Consider the following 15,399-nt stretch of genomic DNA (forward strand, 5'->3'; position numbering starts at 1 on the left):
GGAGGAGCTCCGATCGGACGGCATCTGCGCACTCTCCGCTCGTCTCCCTTCCTCCGTGCGTGCTTTCGCTTTTGATCCATCGGGACAGCGACGACGTGTGGCGCTCCCGGAAGCCTGCGGGTCCCACTGTCGCCGGTAACGACACGGAGGCGATGACGCGCGCTCACCAGTGCAGATCCTCGGCCGCGGCGCGCGTGGGGTTGCGCCCTTCGCCGGCGATGCGGCCGTCGCTGAGGCGGATCACCCGGTCGGCCATGTTGGCGATCACCGCGTTGTGGGTGATGACCACGGTGAGCGCGCCGGTCTCGCGGTTGATCCTTTCCAGCGCCTGCAGCACGAGGATGCCGGTCCTGGAGTCGAGCGCGCCGGTCGGCTCGTCGCACAGCAACACGTCCGGGCGCTTGGCGATGGCGCGGGCGATCGCCACCCGCTGCTGCTCGCCGCCGGACAGCTGCGCCGGGAAGTGATCCATCCGGTCCGTCAGCCCGACCAGCGCCAGCGCCTCCTCGGGCGGCATCGGGTCGCGGGCGATCTCGGTCACCAGCGCCACGTTCTCGCGCGCGGTCAGGCTCGGGATCAGGTTGTAGAACTGGAACACGAAACCGACATGCTCGCGGCGGAACCGCGTCAGCGCGTCCTCGCCGGCGCCGGTCAGCGGATGCCCGCGGCACTCGACCCGCCCCGCGCTCGGTGCGTCCAGTCCGCCGAGGATGTTGAGCAGCGTGGACTTGCCGCTGCCCGAGGCGCCCAGCAGCACGACGAACTCGCCGGCATACAGATCCAGATCGACGCCGCGCAGCGCGTGCACTTCCACCTCGCCCATGCGGTAGACCTTGGTCAGTCCGCGGGCATGGAAGACCGGCTCGGGCGCGTCGTCACGGGCGTCGGGGGCGGTGGCCATGCCGGCAGTGTAGGCCGGCATGCCGGCGAGGCCTTGATTCGGCTCAAACCCGCCCACCCCCTGTTCGCCGGGCCGGCGGCGGGCGTAAGCTCTTGCCGCCAACCAGGGGAGAACGGCATGGATACCTTGAAACGGGCGATCGCGGTCGCGCTGGGCGTGGTTGCGGGTGGATTCACTGCGGCCGGTATCGCAGTCGCGCAGGAGACGCAGGAAACGGAGGAGACGCAGGAGGCCGCGCGACTGGATCAGGTCTTCGTGGTCGGCTCGCGTCGCGCCAACGTCTCGGCGGCGGACACGCCCGTGCCGATCGACGTCATCGACTTCGACAAGCCGGCCACGCGGGGGCTGCAGGTCGATCTGGCGCAGACGCTGCAGTACCTCACGCCTTCGTTCAACTCGACCCGCCAGACCGGCGCCGACGGCGCCGACCTGATCGACTCGGCCGCGCTGCGTGGCCTGGGCTCGGATCAGACGCTGGTGCTGGTCAACGGCAAGCGTCGCCACACGGTCGCGCTGGTCAATCTGTTCGGCGCGCGCAACCGCGGCAACACCGGCACCGATCTCAACACCATCCCGCTGTTGGCGATCGATCGGGTCGAGATCCTGCGCGACGGCGCCGCCGCGCAGTACGGTTCGGACGCCATCGCCGGCGTGATGAACATCGCCCTCAAGCGCCGCGCGGGCTGCGAGAGCACCGCCGGCTACGGCCAGTACACCCGCGGCGACGGCGCGAACTGGCTGCTGTCCGGCTACTGCGGCTTCGAAACCGCGCGCGGCGGCATCGTCGCGCTGACCGGCGAATACCTGGATCGTGGCCGCTCCGACCGTTCCGGCCCGGACAACCCGCGCATCATCGGCGACAGCAAGGTCGAGAACGCCACGCTCCTCCTCAACGGCGAGCAGCCGCTCACCGACAACGCCAGCGTCTACTTCACCGCCGGCATCCAGCAGCGCGACGCCTCCTCCGGCGCCTTTGCCCGCGACGGCGACGAGGACATCCCGTCGCGCAATTCGGCGGCGATGTACCCGAATGGCTTCGTGCCCTTCATCAATGCCGACGTCGACGACCGCTCCGGCACGCTCGGCGTGCGCGGCTACCTCGGCGAGTGGATGGCCGACCTGTCGGCCACCACCGGCTACAACCGGATGCTGTTCCGCATCACCAACACCCTCAACGCCTCGATCGCCAACGCCGACCTGCTGGCTGGCGGTCGCGGCATCAGCCCCGATGCGTTCGATGCCGGCGGTTTCTCGTTCCGCCAGAACACCGTCAACCTCGACTTCACCCGCTACTTCGACGGCGTGATGCAGGGCATGAACGTCGCCTTCGGCGCCGAGTACCGGCACGAGAACTACGAGATCTACGCCGGCGAACCGGGCTCGTACATCGACGCCGACGGTCCCGGCGGCGGCAACGCCGGCAGCCAGGGCTTCCCCGGCTTCCAGCCGGGCGACGAAACCGACAGCACGCGCAGCAACCGCGCCGCCTACATCGACGTCGAAACCCAGTTCACCGACCGCCTCACCGTCGCCACCGCCGCGCGCTTCGAGGATTACAGCGACTTCGGCACCACCCTCGATGGCAAGCTGGCGCTGGCCTTCCGTGCCACCGACGCGCTGCTGCTGCGCGGCTCGGCCAGTACCGGCTTCCGCGCGCCATCGCTGCAGCAGCGCTTCTTCTCGTCCACCTTCACCGACTTCATCAGCGGCGTGCCGGTGGATGTGCTGCTGGCGCCCAACGGTGGCACCGTCGCCAACGCCGCCGGCATCCCCGCGCTCACCGAGGAAACCTCGCGCAGCTTCACCGCCGGCTTCACCTGGGCGCCGACCGACGACCTCACCGTCACCGTCGACGCCTACCGCATCACCATCGACGACCGCATCGTGCTGTCCGGCCGCTTCGACACCGACGACCCGAACATCGGCGGCATCCTCGAAGGGCTCGGCGTGGGCGAGGCGCAGTTCTTCGTCAACTCGGTGGACACCCGCACCCGCGGTCTCGATCTGACCGTGGCGCACCGCACCGCCGTCGGCGACGGCGTGCTGTCCACCTTCTTCGCCGCCAACTTCAACAGGAACGAAGTCACCCGCATCCACGCCCCGCCGTCGCTGGTCGGCCGCGAGGACGTGCTGCTCAGCGAGCGCGAGCGCCTGTTCATCGAAGAGGGCGCGCCGCGGCGCAAGGCCACGCTCGGCTTCGACTACAGCCTGGGCGCCTGGGACAGCAGCCTCAAGATCATCCACTTCGGCCCGCAGACGCTCGGCACCTTCTCCGGCCCGCCGGTACCCAACGCCCGCTATGCGGCCAAGACCTCGGCCGATGTCGCCGTCACCTACAACTTCAGCGAGAACACCCGGCTGACCGTGGGCGGCGCGAACGTGTTCGATGTCTTCCCGACCCGCCAGGACCCGGACGAAACCGACAACGGCCACGTCTTCGACAGCGTGCAGTTCGGTCTCAACGGCGCTTCGTGGTTCGTGCGGCTCTGGCATCGCTTCTGAGCCGCGGCCGGCGCCCGTTTTGCGGGCGCCGGCTCCATGCGGTGCGCAGCGCGCGCGGTCGTGCATTGCAATCACCGGCGTCTCGATTCGCAAGGTCGGCCGGCCGTCCGTCGTGGGTGCGGTCCGACCGTCGCCATCCGGGGGGCGGCGCACGCCGACCGCGACCAACGGCCTATGGCGCCGGCGGCCCGGATCGGAGACATTCGGGCTTTCCCGTCCGTCGAGAAAGCCCGATGCGCCGCGTTTCCCTGCTGCTCGCCCTGTGGTGGGCCTCGTCCTCCGCCCACGCCGTGCCGGTGGAGGAGCACTTTACCGTGATCGCCGGCGGCAACGCCGTCGGCCACCTGATCGCCAAGCGCGACGGCGCGCGGGTCGAGATCGACTATGACTTCAAGAACAACGGCCGCGGCCCGACCATGGCCGAGACGCTGCGGCTCGGTGCCGACGGCCTGCCGCTGGAGTGGACCATCCGCGGCACGACCACCTTCGGCAGCCGCGTGGACGAGCACTTCGTGCGCGATGGCGGCAGCGTGCGCTGGCGCGACTCGGTGGGCGAGGGCAGCGCGCAGGCCGACGAGGGCGCGCTGTACATCGGCCAGAGCGCCAGCCCGTGGGCACTGGGCCTGTACGCCCGCGCACTGCTCGCGGCCGAGGGCGGACGCCTGCCGGCACTGCCGGGCGGCGAGCTGCGCATCGAAGCCGGCGAGGCCGTCGCGGTGGGCGAGGGCGAGGCCCGGCGCGTGGTTCGCTTCCACGCCATCAGCGGCTTGTCGCTCAACCCGACCTTCTTCCTGCTCGACGAACAGGGCGCGCTGTTCGGCATCGTCTCGGCGCGCTTCGGGGTGATCCGCAAGGGCTACGAGGGCGAGGTCGATGCGCTGGGCGAAAAGTCCGACGCGCTCGCCCGCGAGCGGCTCGAAGCCATCTCGCGCTCCATCGCCCACCGCTTCGACGCGCCGGTGCGGGTGCGCAACGTGCGCGTGTTCGAGCCGGAAAAACTCGCGCTGTCCACGCCGGTGGATGTCGTCTTCCACGGCCGTCACATCGCCGGCGTGCAGCCCGCCGGTAGCGTGCCGTCACCCGGCGAGGTGCTGATCGACGGCGAGGGCGGCACGCTGCTGCCCGGCTTCTACGAGATGCACGGCCACATCGGCCAGGAAGGCGCGATCCTCAACCTCGCCGCCGGCGTCACCAGCGTCCGCGACATGGGCAACGACAACGCCTCGCTGCAGCGCCTGATCGACAGCATCGAGAACGGCACCGTCGCCGGCCCGCGCATCCACCGCAGCGGCTTCATCGAGGGCCGCAGCCCGTTCAACTCCAACAACGGCATCCTCGTCGCCAGCCAGAGCGAAGCGCTGGACGCGGTGCGCTGGTATGCCGCGCGCGGCTTCCACCAGGTCAAGCTCTACAACAGCATGAACCCGGCGTGGAGCGCCGCCGCCGTCGCCGAGGCGCACCGCCTGGGGCTGCGCGCCTCCGGCCACGTGCCGGCGTTTACCAACGCCGACGCGATGATCGAGGCCGGCTACGACGAGCTCACCCACATCAACCAGATCATGCTCGGCTGGGTGCTCGACCCCGAGGAAGACACCCGCACCCTGCTGCGCCTGACCGCGCTCAAGCGCCTGGCCGACCTCGACCCGCAATCGCCGCGCGTGCGCCGCACGATGGACGCCATCGTCGCGAAGAACGTCGCCGTCGAGCCCACCATCGCCATCCACGAAAACCTGCTGCTCAACCGCGACGGCGAAACCCCGCGCGGCGCCGCCGGCTACATCGAGCACCTGCCGATCGGCAACCAGCGCGATGCCAAGCGCGCCTGGACCGACATGTCCGCCCCCGGCGACGCCGAGGCCTACGCGGCCGCCTGGGAGCGCATCCTCGCCACCTTGCGCGAGATGCACGCCCGTGGCGTGTTCCTCATCCCCGGCACCGACCTCGGCGGCTCGTTCAACTTCCACCGCGAGCTGCAACTGTTCGAGGCCATCGGCTTCAGCCCTGCCGAAGTGCTGCGCCGCGCCACCCTGGACATGGCCCGCTACCTCGGCGAGGACCAGCGCCTTGGGTCGATCGAACGCGGCAAGCTCGCCGACTTCTTCCTCGTCCCCGGCGACCCCACCACCGACCTGCGCGAGACGATGAAGATCCGCATGGTGGTCAAGGACGGCGTCGTCCACTTCCCCGCCGAAATCCACCCCCACTTCGGCATCCGCCCGTTCGCCGAGCCGCCGCGCATCGAGCGCCCGGCCCTTGCCACGACCCGGTGAACGGCGCCAATGTCCGCAGGTGAGGTGCGGCGGGCGGAAATCGCTCAGCCGGCCAGCATGCGGAAGAACATCGCCGCCGCCATCGCGCCGATGACGCCGAGCAGGAACAGGCGGATGCGCAGGGCGGTGCTGGCGCGCGGCCGGATCGCCGGCTGCTCCGGCTGGAGGTAGGCGCCGGGCAGGTAGGTCGGGCGATCGGACTCCATCAGGTTGGCTTCGCGCAGGATCTGCCGGGCGCGGGTCTGGTCCTCGGCGCGGACGATCCACACCGCCGCCTGCGGGCCGCCCTGGCCGCGGGCCAGGGCGGTGTAGCTGAAGTTGCCGCGGCGGTTGCCCTTGTAGCTGCGCGGCGAGGAGATGTGGGTTTCGATGCCGTGTTCGTTGAGCAGGCGGGCGACGCCCTCGACGTTCTCCAGGCGCGGTGAGGTGAAGATCTGGCGCATGCCGTCATTCTACTCCTGCCGGGCCGGCAGCACGCGGATCAGGCCTTCCTGGGCGGTGCTGGCGACCAGTCGGCCGTCACGGTCGTAGATCAGTCCACGCGCCAGTCCGCGCGCGCCCTGGGCGGTGGGGCTGTCGCAGGCGTACAGCAGCCATTCATCCACGCGGAACGGGCGATGGAACCACATCGCATGGTCCAGCGAGGCCATCTGCACGTTCGGCTGGTAGTAGCTGATCGCGTGCGGGAAGGTGGCCGTGCCGATCAGGTGGAAGTCGGAGGCGTAGGCGAGCATCGCGCGGTGCAGTGCGGCGTCGTCGCCGATGCGGTCGATCAGGCGGAACCACACCTGCTGGTAGGGCGGGCGCTTGGTCGGCTTGAGCTCGTTGCGCGGGTAGACGTGGCGCAGCTCGAATGGGCCCTGGCGGGTGAGCCAGCGCTGCATCTTCGGCGGCAGGGCGGCGAGTGTCTCGGCGTCGATCGGCTCGGGCGGCGGCAGGTCTTCGGGGGACGGCACCTCGGGCATCGAGAGCTGGTGCTCGACACCCGGCTCGGGTGCGTGGAAGCTGGCCGCCAGCACGAAGATCGGCTGGCCGTGCTGGATGGCGGTGACGCGGCGCACCGAAAAGCTCTTGCCGTCGCGGGCGCGGTCGACGTCGTAGACGATCGGGTGATCGATGTCGCCGGCGCGCAGGAAGTAGCCGTGCAGCGAGTGCACCTCGCGTTCGGGCGTGGTGGTCTGCTGGGCGGCGGAGACGGCCTGGCCGAGCACCTGCCCGCCGAACACGTACTTGGTCCCGATGTCGCGGCTCTGGCCCCGGAACAGGTTGTCTTCCAGGCGCTCCAGGGCAAGCAGATCGATCAGTTCGGCGACGACGGGATGGGGCATGGGGATTCCTCCGCGGGGCGCGAAGTATAGCCGGCGCGGGTGGTGCGCTCGACGCGACGCGCCCCCGCTGTTGTTGCGGAGCGACTTCAGCCGCGACCCGGGGGCGAGAGACGAGTGAAGAGGAGTGAGAAACGAGGGGGGAGGAGTGAGAAACGAGGGGGGAGGAGTGAGAAACGAGGGGGGAGGAGTGAGAAATGAGGGGGGAGGAGTGAGAAATGAGGGGTGAGGAGTGAGAAATGAGGGGTGAGAAATGAGGGGGGGAGGAGTGAGAAACGAGGGGAGAGGGGTGAGAAACGAGGGGAGAGCGGGACTTGGCGAGCCGATGCTTTCTCTCGCTCCTCACTCCTCTTCACTCGCCTCCCAACACTCGGTCGCGGCTGAAGCCGCTGCAACAGAACGGGCCTGATGGCCGCTCCCACAAAACGGTTGCGCCTGCAACAGCGGAGGTCAGTCGGCGACGATGCGCACCAGCCCGGTCTCGCGCAGCACGCGCTCCCACGGGAACAGCGGGCCGGGGTCGCGCTTGCGCGGGACGGTCTTGCTTGGGTCGTCGCTGGCAGGGACGGTGCGGGTGTCCAGGTCCTCGTGGCCGGCGATGTGGCGCAGGTTGGGCAGCTCGTGCCGGAGATGGCGGAGCAGGGCGATCAGGGCCTGGATCTGAGCCTCGGGGTAGGGCTCGGTCATGGCCTGATGGCGCGAATCCAGCCAGTGCGGGTAACGGCCGCGGTTGACCAGCTCGATGCCGACCGAATCGGCGTTGTGACCGCTGACGTGGTGGGCGATGCGCTCGGGCCGCACGTAGAGCAGCACGCGGCCGTCGCGGTCGATGTAGTAATGGCCGCTGTTGCCGGTGCCCGAGTCGTACAGCACCTTCTCGCCGAAGCGGCGCGCCGAGGCGAGGTCGGGCGTTTCGGTGCAGTGGATGACGACCCGCGTGATCGCCTCGCGCGGGCGGGTGCCCAGACGCGCCTCGTAGGGCAGCGGCCGGTAGTCGATCTCGGGCAGCGGCGGCAGGTCGGGGAGCATGGTCCGCATGCTAACATCGGCGCGGTTTCCGCCCACCGCAGCGCGTCCGGCGTCACTCCGCCCGGCGCGATACCCGCACGCGACGAAGCGGCATGAAAGGACACGTCATCCTCTCGCACGGCCTGAACTCCGGCCCGGAGGCGACCAAGGTCGCCGCGCTGGCCGCGGTCGCCGACGGTCTGGGCTGGACGCACGAGCGCCCCGACTACACCGCGATCGACGCCCGCGGCCGGGTCGAGGACATCGACGACCGTCTGGCGCTGCTGCGCGCACACGCCGAGGCCGCGCCGCGGCCGCTGGTGCTGGCCGGGTCGAGCATGGGCGCGTTCATTTCCTGCCTGCTGTCGCGCGAGATGCCGGTGGCCGGACTGTTCCTGATGGCGCCGCCGATCGGTATCGAGGGCTACCGTCGCCGTTTCGACGCCGCGGCGGTGCCTACCGCCATCGTGCACGGCTGGGACGACGAACTGATTCCGGCGATGGACGTGGTGCGCTGGGCGCGGGCGCGGCGCGACCGGCTGGTGCTGGTCGACGATTCGCACCGGCTGGCGAATCATGTGGACTTCGTCGCCGAGGAGTTCGGGCGCTTCCTGCAGAGGCTGTGAGGCGGGCGGCAGGCCGATCATGCGGCTCCGAAAAGAAAAAGCCGGCGCATGCGCCGGCTTTTTTGCAGATATTGGTCGGGGAGACAGGATTTGAACCTGCGACTTCTACGTCCCGAACGTAGCGCTCTACCAGGCTGAGCTACACCCCGACATTCGAGCCGCGTATTTTAGGGGCGGTTGCGGGGGCTGGCAAGAGCGGCGTTCGCCCGCCGCATCCGGTCCGTGCCGCGCCTGTAGAATGCGGCCTTCGCGAACTCCCGGAGTCCGGCCTTGATCAAGCCCCGCACCATGCCCGGTGTCATGGAGCTGCTGCCCCGTGACCAGATCGCCTTCCAGCGGATGCTGGACACGATCCGCCGCAACTACGAGCGCTTCGGTTTCCTGCCCATCGAGACCCCGGTGATGGAGCTGTCCGAGGTGCTGCTGACCAAGACCGGCGGCGAGACCGAGCGCCAGGTCTATTTCGTGCAGTCCACCGGCGCGCTGGAGAAGCCGGCCGGGGGGTTGCCCGAGCTGGCGCTGCGCTTCGACCTGACCGTGCCGCTCGCGCGCTACGTCGCCGAGCACGAGCACGCGCTGGCTTTCCCGTTCCGCCGCTACCAGATGCAGCGCGTGTACCGCGGCGAGCGTGCCCAGCGCGGACGCTTCCGCGAGTTCTACCAGTGCGACATCGACGTGATCGGAAAGGACGGCCTGTCGATCCGCTACGACGCCGAGATGCCGGCGGTGATCCATGCGGTGTTCTCGGAGCTGGACATCGGCCCGTTCACCATCCAGCTCAACAACCGCAAGCTGATGCGCGGCTTCTTCGAGGGTCTGGGCATCGCCGACGGCGAGCGCCAGATGCTGGTGTTGCGCGAGGTGGACAAGCTCGACAAGCGCGGCCCGGAGGCGGTGTTCGAGACGCTCACCGGCCCCGGGTTCGGGCTGAGCGACGAGGCGGCGCAGCGGATCCTGGATTTCGTCAAGATCCGCTCGGCCGGCCACCAGGATGCACTCGACAAGCTCGCCGCGCTGGGCGAGGGCAGCGAGACCTTCAACGCCGGCGTGGCCGAGCTGCGCGAGGTGCTGCAGCTGGTGCGGGCGCTGGGCGTGCCGGAGAAGAACTACGCCATCAACCTGTCGATCGCCCGCGGCCTGGACTATTACACCGGCACCGTCTACGAGACCACGCTCGACGAGTACCCGCAGATCGGCTCGATCTGCTCGGGCGGCCGCTACGAGAACCTGGCCGGCAACTACACCAAATCGCACCTGCCGGGTGTCGGCATCTCGATCGGCCTGACGCGGCTGTTCTGGCAGCTGCGCGAGGCCGGCATCGTCGCCACCGCCGACAGCACCGTGCAGGCGATGGTGGCGCTGATGGACGAGGCGCGGCTGCCGGAGATGCTGGCCATCGCCCGCGAGTTGCGTGCCGCCGGCATCAACACCGAGGCGCAGCTGGAGCCGAAGAAGCTCGGCAAGCAGTTCCAGTACGCCGACCGCGCCGGCATCCGCTTCGTGGTGCTGCAGGGCGAGGACGAGGCCGCGCGCGGCACCGTCACCGTCAAGGATCTGCGCCGGCAGGCGCAGTTCGAGGTTGCCCGCGCCGAGCTCGGCAGCGTGTTGCGCGTGGAGCTGGAGCAACTGCGCGCGATGGAGGGCGAGTGAGCATGTCGGCCATCCGTCTCGACGGAAACTCCCTCACCCGCGAGCAGGTCGTCGCCGTGGCCGGCGGCGCGCGCGTCGAGCTGGATGCGGCGCAGCTGGAGAAAGTACGCCATGCCGCCGATTTCCTCGCCGAGCAGGTGCGCCGCGAGGAGCCGATCTACGGCGTCAGCACCGGCTTCGGCAGCAATGCCGACCGCCTGCTCGGTGCGCACCGGCTTCGTGACGAGCTGCCGGGCGCAGTCACGGATCCGGATGGCGAATCGCTGCACGAGGAACTGCAGCGCAACCTGATCGTCACTCATGCGGTCTGTGTCGGTGAACCGCTCCCGCCCGAGGTGGTGCGGGCGATGCTGGTCATCCGCATCAACACGCTGATGCGCGGTCATTCCGGCATCCGGGTGGCGACATTGGAAGCCATGACGGCGATGCTCAACGCCGGCATCGTGCCGGTGGTGCCGCAGCTTGGCTCGGTCGGCGCCAGCGGCGATCTGGCGCCGCTGTCGCATCTGGCGATCGTGCTGCTTGGCGGTGGCGAGGCTTTCCACGGCGGGGAGCGCATCCCGGGCGCCGAGGCACTCAGGCGCGCCGGTCTGGCGCCGCTGCGGCTGTCCTACAAGGAAGGCCTGGCGCTCAACAACGGTACGGCGCAGATGCTGGCCTGCGCCGTGCTCGCGCTGGCGAAGCTCGACGAGCTGCTCGATACCGCCGACCTGGCCGCGGCGATGACCCTCGACGCCTTCGCCGGCCGGCTCGCCGCCTTCGACGAGAAGGTCCACGCACTGCGTCCGCATCCGGGCCAGGTGCAGGTCGCGGCCAACCTGCGCCGCCTGCTGGCCGGCTCGACCCTGGTCGACATTCCCTACCACCTGGTGCCGCGCTTCCGCCCGTGGCAGCCGACGAGCTGGGACACGCCCGAAGCGCAGGCGCTGCGCTTCGACATCGGCTGGGACTGGGTGCCGTTCGGCCAGCGCCACGGCCGCGAGAAGTTCTACCAGCGCTTCCGCCCGTTCCGCGGCGGCAAGAAGCACCAGCCGCAGGACAGCTATTCGCTGCGCTGCATCCCGCAGGTGCACGGCGCAGTACGCGATGCGGTCGAACAGGCCAAGCGCGTCATCGACATCGAGCTCAACGCCGTCACCGACAACCCGCTGGTGTTCCCGGATGCGGTCGGCGCCACCCATGTCGAGGAGCAGGTGATCTCCGCCGGCCACTTCCACGGCATGCCGCTGGCGCTGGCGATGAGCTACGTGAAGGCGGCGATCCCGGTACTGGCCGCGATCTCCGAGCGGCGCCTGAACAAGCTGGTCGACCCGGCCACCAACGACGGCCTGCCGGCGTTCCTGATCGGCAACGAGGACGGCACCGAATCGGGCTTCATGATCGTGCAATACACGGCTGCGGCCATCGTCAACGACCTGGCCACGCGCGCGCATCCGGCTTCGGTGTACTCGGTGCCGACCAGCGCCAATGCCGAGGACCACGTGTCGATGGGCGCCAACGAGGCGCGCCATGTGCTCGACATGTGCCGCGATCTCGGCCGCGTGCTGGCGCTGGAGATCTACACCGCCGCGCAGGCGCTGGACTTCCGGCGCGACATGATCAACGCCGCCCGCGACCTGGCGCGGCGCGCCGATGCACTCGCCCTGGCCGTCAAGGTGCAGGGTGGACCGTTGCCGGACAGGGACGGCCATGCCGGGTTTCTCGCCGAGGTCGAGGGCTTGCGGGCCGAGCTGGCCGCCAGCGGCGAATTCGGTCCCGGGCGAGCGGTCGCTGCGGCACTGGCGGTGTTGCGCGAGACGATCCCGTTCATGCGCCGTGACCGTGCCATGGATGGCGAGGTCGCGGCAGCCGTGGCCCTGGTCGAGTCCGGCCGGTTGCTGGCAGCCGCACGCGCGGCGGTCTGATCCTCAGTCGGTGGCGGCCGGCAACGCGGTGCTGTCACGCACGCAGTTGCGGCCGTCACGTTTGGCCAGGTAGAGCGCATCGTCGGCACGGCGGATCGCCTCCTCCGAGCCGGTGCGGGTGCCGGCCGGGATCACGTGCAGGCCGATGCTGATGGTCAACCGGACCGTTTCGTCTCCGATCTGGACCGGCGTGCTGGCGATATCCTCCTGCAGCTGCTCGGCGATGCGTCTGGCCTGGGCGAGGCTGGTGTCGGGCAGGGCGGCGATGAATTCCTCGCCACCGAAGCGTCCCAGCACTCCGCGCTGACTGCCGAGCGCGACCTGCAGTTGGCCGGCGATCCAGCGCAGGCAGGCATCGCCGGTGAAGTGGCCGAGCTCGTCGTTGATCGACTTGAAGTGGTCGATGTCGATCATCAGCACGGCCAGCGACGCGCCGGTCTCGTGCATGTCGACCAGCAGGTGCTCCAGGGTTTCCCTGAAGTGACGGCGGCTGAATACCCCGGTGAGGTTGTCGCGCCGGTTCAGTTCGCGCAGCCGCGCATTGGCTTCGGCCAGCTGCTCGAGGGCCTGGCTGAGTTCGGCGGTCCGCGTGGCGACGCTGCGTTCGAGCTGCTCGTTGGCTTCGCGCACGATGCGCTCGTTCTCGTTGCGCAGTGCACCGTAGCGGTAGGCGAGGGCGAAGCTGAGCAGGATCATTTCCAGCGCCGAGCCGATCTGCACACCGTACTCGGTGATGAACAGCTTCGGCAGCACGCCGAAGGCGACCAGGGCGAAGGTGGCCGTACCGATCAGGAACAGCGCCCAGGCGAGCAGGAACAGCCGGGCCGGCGCATAGCCGCGGCGCAGGGCGACGATGCTCACGATCACGATCCAGGCCACGCTCGGCAGCACGGCTGCGGAGGCGATCGGCGTGGTGATGCGGTAGGGCAGCAGCAGCGAAGCGACCCCGAGCACGGCGAACAGGACGATCAGCGCCAGGCCGATCCGGCTGCCGGTCGGCCAGCGCTGGTCGAGCTCAAGGAAGATGCGCGCGAACTGCTGCATCCCGATCTGGGCGATGCAGATCGAGACCGGCACGCAGCGGTCCTGCAGCCAGGGTGAATTCGGCCACAGGTACTCGAAGGCCAGGCCATTGAGGCAGAACAGCACCAGGCCGAAGGCCGTGATGTGGAACATGTACCAGAAGTAGGTCGGATCGCGCAGTGTCGCCCACAGGATCAGGTTGTAGAAGAACAGCGCCAGCAGGATTCCGTAGTAGAGGCCGATGCTGAACTGGGCATCGCGTGCCAGTTCGGCGAAGGCGGCCGGTGAGTACAGGGCCAGCGGGACCTGCATCGAACTCTGGCTCTCGACCCGGACCAGCAGCTCGACTGGCTCGCCGGGCGCGAGCTCCAGCCAGAAGTTGGGATGGCGGTACTTGATTGCGCGGTGGCTGAAGGGCAGGTGGTCGCCCGAAGCCTGATAGTCGATGGTGCCGTCGGCGCGACGCAGCCAGATCTCGATGCGGTCGCTCAGCGGGTAGCGCTGGACCAGCAGCCAGCGTGTTTCGCCGGGGTCGCGGTTCTCGATCCGGGTGTGGAACCAGAACGCGCCGGAACGGAAGCCGAAATTGGTGCGGCCGTTCGGCAATGGCTGGAACTCGCCGGCGGCGGCCCGTGCGAACAGGGTCACTGCGCCGGCATGGGCCTCGGGCTCGTGGTGCCAGCTCAGGTGGGGTGCCAGATCCAGCATCGGCTGGCCGGGCGTGATCACGGCCGGGGCCGCAGCCCACGCCTGCACGGCACTCAGCAACAGTGCCAGCGCGGCGGAGAACACTGACCGGCTCCACGGCATGGGATCCCTCCCCTGTGACCGGCATCACATTATCGCGTTGGTCGGCGGCGGCCAAGGGCCGGCTTGCGCAGGTCGTTGAAATGAGTTAGCGTACTAACGCATTATTGCATTCACGACATGAAACGCCGAGCCCTTCCACCCGAGATCAGTGACGACGGCGCCTTCGATGCGTTGATCGCGGCATTGCTCAGCCTGCGCACGCCGGCCGAGCTGCGCGCCTTCCTCGAGGATCTGTGCACGCCGGCCGAGCTGCAGGCGATGGCCGATCGTTGGCGGGTGGTGCCGTTGCTGCTGCAAGGCTTGCCCTACCGGGAGATCCATGACCGCACGGCGGTGAGCGTCACCACCATCGGCCGGGTCGCCCGCTGCGTCGAGCTGGGGGCCGGCGGCTATCGCCTGGCCGCCGAGCGGCTCGGCTATGCGCCCAGCGACGCCGAGGCGCACTGAACTTTCCTTGACTTCCTCCGGAGGCGACATGAAGTCGCGCGACCGTCTGCGTATTGCCATCCAGAAATCCGGCCGTCTCGCCGACCCGGCGCGCGACCTGCTCGCACGTGCCGGGCTGAGCTTCCGCGAGAGCCGCGACCGCCTGTTCTGCTACGGCGAATCCCTGCCGATCGATCTGCTGCTGGTGCGTGACGACGACATCCCCGGCCTGATCGCCGAGGGTGTGTGCGACCTCGGCGTGGTCGGCCGCAACGTGCTCGACGAGCAGGCGGAGGAGCGTCGGGCGCGTGGCCAGGGCGATGCTTTCCGCGAGCTGCGCACTCTCGGCTTCGGCCGCTGCCGGTTGTCGCTGGCGGTGCCGCAGGACTGGGACTGGCGTGGTCCGGACATGCTCGCCGGCAAGCGCATCGCCACCAGCTACCCGCAACTGCTCGGTCGCTGGCTGCGGGCCAGGGACATCGACGCCGAGCCGGTGGTGCTGTCCGGCTCGGTCGAGATCGCGCCGCGCCTCGGCCAGGCCGATGCGGTCTGCGATCTGGTTTCGACCGGCGCCACCCTGGTCGCCAACCAGTTGCGAGAGGTCGAGGTGATCATCGAGAGCGAGGCGGTGCTGGCAGGCCCTGCCGTCGATTTCATCGACGAGCGCGCCGAACTCGCCGCGCTGCTGCTGCGCCGGCTCGACGGCGTGCTGCGCGTGCAGGGCAGCAAGCTGGTGATGTTCCAGGCGCCGCGCACGGCGCTGCCGGCCTTGATGCGGCTGCTGCCGGACGCCGAGCCGCCGACCGTGATGCAGATCGACGGTGCCGCCTCCGAGGTCGCGCTGCAGGCGGTCTGCCGGCAGGCCATCACCTGGCAGCGGCTGGAGGACATGAAGCGCGCCGGCGCCCGCGGGCTGCTCGTGCTGCCGGTGGAGCAGATGCTGGCATGAACACG

12 protein-coding genes and 1 tRNA gene are annotated in these 15,399 nt (G+C 69.4%); 7 read left to right on the plus strand and 6 right to left on the minus strand.

Going from position 1 to position 15,399, the window contains the following annotated elements; genetic code table 11:
• Positions 1–163: 163 nt before the first annotated feature.
• On the minus strand, positions 164–922 hold the full coding sequence (locus tag HNQ58_RS00665; protein ID WP_183946854.1) for an ABC transporter ATP-binding protein: 759 nt from the start codon (positions 920–922) through the stop codon (positions 164–166).
• Positions 923–1,018: 96 nt separating this feature from the next.
• Here HNQ58_RS00665 and HNQ58_RS00670 point away from each other — a divergent pair, with 96 nt between their 5' ends.
• On the plus strand, positions 1,019–3,403 hold the full coding sequence (locus tag HNQ58_RS00670; protein WP_183946855.1) for a TonB-dependent receptor plug domain-containing protein: 2,385 nt from the start codon (positions 1,019–1,021) through the stop codon (positions 3,401–3,403).
• 233 nt (positions 3,404–3,636) lie between these two features.
• A complete protein-coding gene (locus tag HNQ58_RS00675) occupies positions 3,637–5,673 on the plus strand; it encodes an amidohydrolase family protein (RefSeq protein WP_183946856.1) in 2,037 nt (678 codons plus the stop codon).
• 44 nt (positions 5,674–5,717) lie between these two features.
• On the opposite strand, the gene HNQ58_RS00680 is transcribed toward HNQ58_RS00675, so the two are convergent.
• The 3 genes from HNQ58_RS00680 to HNQ58_RS00690 form a co-directional block, all read right to left on the minus strand.
• Positions 5,718–6,116 carry a pathogenicity-like protein gene (locus HNQ58_RS00680; RefSeq protein ID WP_183946857.1) on the minus strand — a complete coding sequence of 133 codons (399 nt, stop codon included), beginning with the start codon at positions 6,114–6,116 and terminating at the stop codon, positions 5,718–5,720.
• 9 nt (positions 6,117–6,125) lie between these two features.
• Positions 6,126–7,001, minus strand: coding sequence for an acyl-CoA thioesterase II (gene tesB, locus HNQ58_RS00685; RefSeq protein WP_183946858.1), 876 nt, complete (start codon positions 6,999–7,001; stop codon positions 6,126–6,128).
• A gap of 447 nt (positions 7,002–7,448) precedes the next feature.
• Positions 7,449–8,027, minus strand: coding sequence for an N-acetylmuramoyl-L-alanine amidase (locus HNQ58_RS00690; RefSeq protein WP_183946979.1), 579 nt, complete (start codon positions 8,025–8,027; stop codon positions 7,449–7,451).
• Positions 8,028–8,119: 92 nt separating this feature from the next.
• On the opposite strand from HNQ58_RS00690, the gene HNQ58_RS00695 reads away from it, so the two are divergent.
• Positions 8,120–8,632, plus strand: a complete 513-nt coding sequence (locus HNQ58_RS00695) for an alpha/beta fold hydrolase (protein WP_183946859.1) — start codon at positions 8,120–8,122, stop codon at positions 8,630–8,632.
• 72 nt (positions 8,633–8,704) lie between these two features.
• Here HNQ58_RS00695 and HNQ58_RS00700 read toward each other — a convergent pair.
• A tRNA-Pro gene (locus HNQ58_RS00700) sits at positions 8,705–8,781 on the minus strand.
• 121 nt (positions 8,782–8,902) lie between these two features.
• Between HNQ58_RS00700 and hisS the strand changes: the two genes are divergently transcribed.
• Both hisS and HNQ58_RS00710 read left to right on the plus strand, forming a co-directional pair.
• Positions 8,903–10,282 carry a histidine--tRNA ligase gene (gene hisS / locus HNQ58_RS00705; RefSeq protein WP_183946860.1) on the plus strand — a complete coding sequence of 460 codons (1,380 nt, stop codon included), beginning with the start codon at positions 8,903–8,905 and terminating at the stop codon, positions 10,280–10,282.
• Positions 10,283–10,284: 2 nt separating this feature from the next.
• Positions 10,285–12,186, plus strand: coding sequence for an HAL/PAL/TAL family ammonia-lyase (locus HNQ58_RS00710; protein ID WP_183946861.1), 1,902 nt, complete (start codon positions 10,285–10,287; stop codon positions 12,184–12,186).
• A 3-nt stretch (positions 12,187–12,189) separates the two neighbouring features.
• On the opposite strand, the gene HNQ58_RS00715 is transcribed toward HNQ58_RS00710, so the two are convergent.
• Complete coding sequence (locus HNQ58_RS00715) at positions 12,190–14,019, minus strand: sensor domain-containing diguanylate cyclase (RefSeq protein ID WP_183946862.1); 1,830 nt, start codon at positions 14,017–14,019, stop codon at positions 12,190–12,192.
• A gap of 117 nt (positions 14,020–14,136) precedes the next feature.
• Between HNQ58_RS00715 and HNQ58_RS00720 the strand changes: the two genes are divergently transcribed.
• On the plus strand, positions 14,137–14,466 hold the full coding sequence (locus tag HNQ58_RS00720; protein WP_183946863.1) for a YerC/YecD family TrpR-related protein: 330 nt from the start codon (positions 14,137–14,139) through the stop codon (positions 14,464–14,466).
• Between the two features lie 28 nt (positions 14,467–14,494).
• Entirely contained in the window at positions 14,495–15,394 is a 900-nt protein-coding gene (gene hisG, locus HNQ58_RS00725) for an ATP phosphoribosyltransferase (RefSeq protein ID WP_183946864.1), read from the plus strand.
• Positions 15,395–15,399: the final 5 nt, after the last annotated feature.

The sequence above is a fragment of the Rehaibacterium terrae genome, assembly GCF_014202935.1.
Lineage (GTDB): Bacteria > Pseudomonadota > Gammaproteobacteria > Xanthomonadales > Xanthomonadaceae > Rehaibacterium > Rehaibacterium terrae.

Coding starts and splice junctions, on each gene's coding strand:
- HNQ58_RS00680 (WP_183946857.1), bottom strand. CDS start 6,116: ATGCGCCAGATCTTCACCTCACCGCGCCTGGAGAACGTCGAGGGCGTC.
- HNQ58_RS00670 (WP_183946855.1), top strand. CDS start 1,019: ATGGATACCTTGAAACGGGCGATCGCGGTCGCGCTGGGCGTGGTTGCG.
- HNQ58_RS00695 (WP_183946859.1), top strand. CDS start 8,120: ATGAAAGGACACGTCATCCTCTCGCACGGCCTGAACTCCGGCCCGGAG.
- HNQ58_RS00720 (WP_183946863.1), top strand. CDS start 14,137: ATGAAACGCCGAGCCCTTCCACCCGAGATCAGTGACGACGGCGCCTTC.
- HNQ58_RS00710 (WP_183946861.1), top strand. CDS start 10,285: ATGTCGGCCATCCGTCTCGACGGAAACTCCCTCACCCGCGAGCAGGTC.
- tesB (WP_183946858.1), bottom strand. CDS start 7,001: ATGCCCCATCCCGTCGTCGCCGAACTGATCGATCTGCTTGCCCTGGAG.
- HNQ58_RS00675 (WP_183946856.1), top strand. CDS start 3,637: ATGCGCCGCGTTTCCCTGCTGCTCGCCCTGTGGTGGGCCTCGTCCTCC.
- HNQ58_RS00665 (WP_183946854.1), bottom strand. CDS start 922: ATGCCGGCCTACACTGCCGGCATGGCCACCGCCCCCGACGCCCGTGAC.
- HNQ58_RS00690 (WP_183946979.1), bottom strand. CDS start 8,027: ATGCTCCCCGACCTGCCGCCGCTGCCCGAGATCGACTACCGGCCGCTG.
- HNQ58_RS00715 (WP_183946862.1), bottom strand. CDS start 14,019: ATGCCGTGGAGCCGGTCAGTGTTCTCCGCCGCGCTGGCACTGTTGCTG.
- hisG (WP_183946864.1), top strand. CDS start 14,495: ATGAAGTCGCGCGACCGTCTGCGTATTGCCATCCAGAAATCCGGCCGT.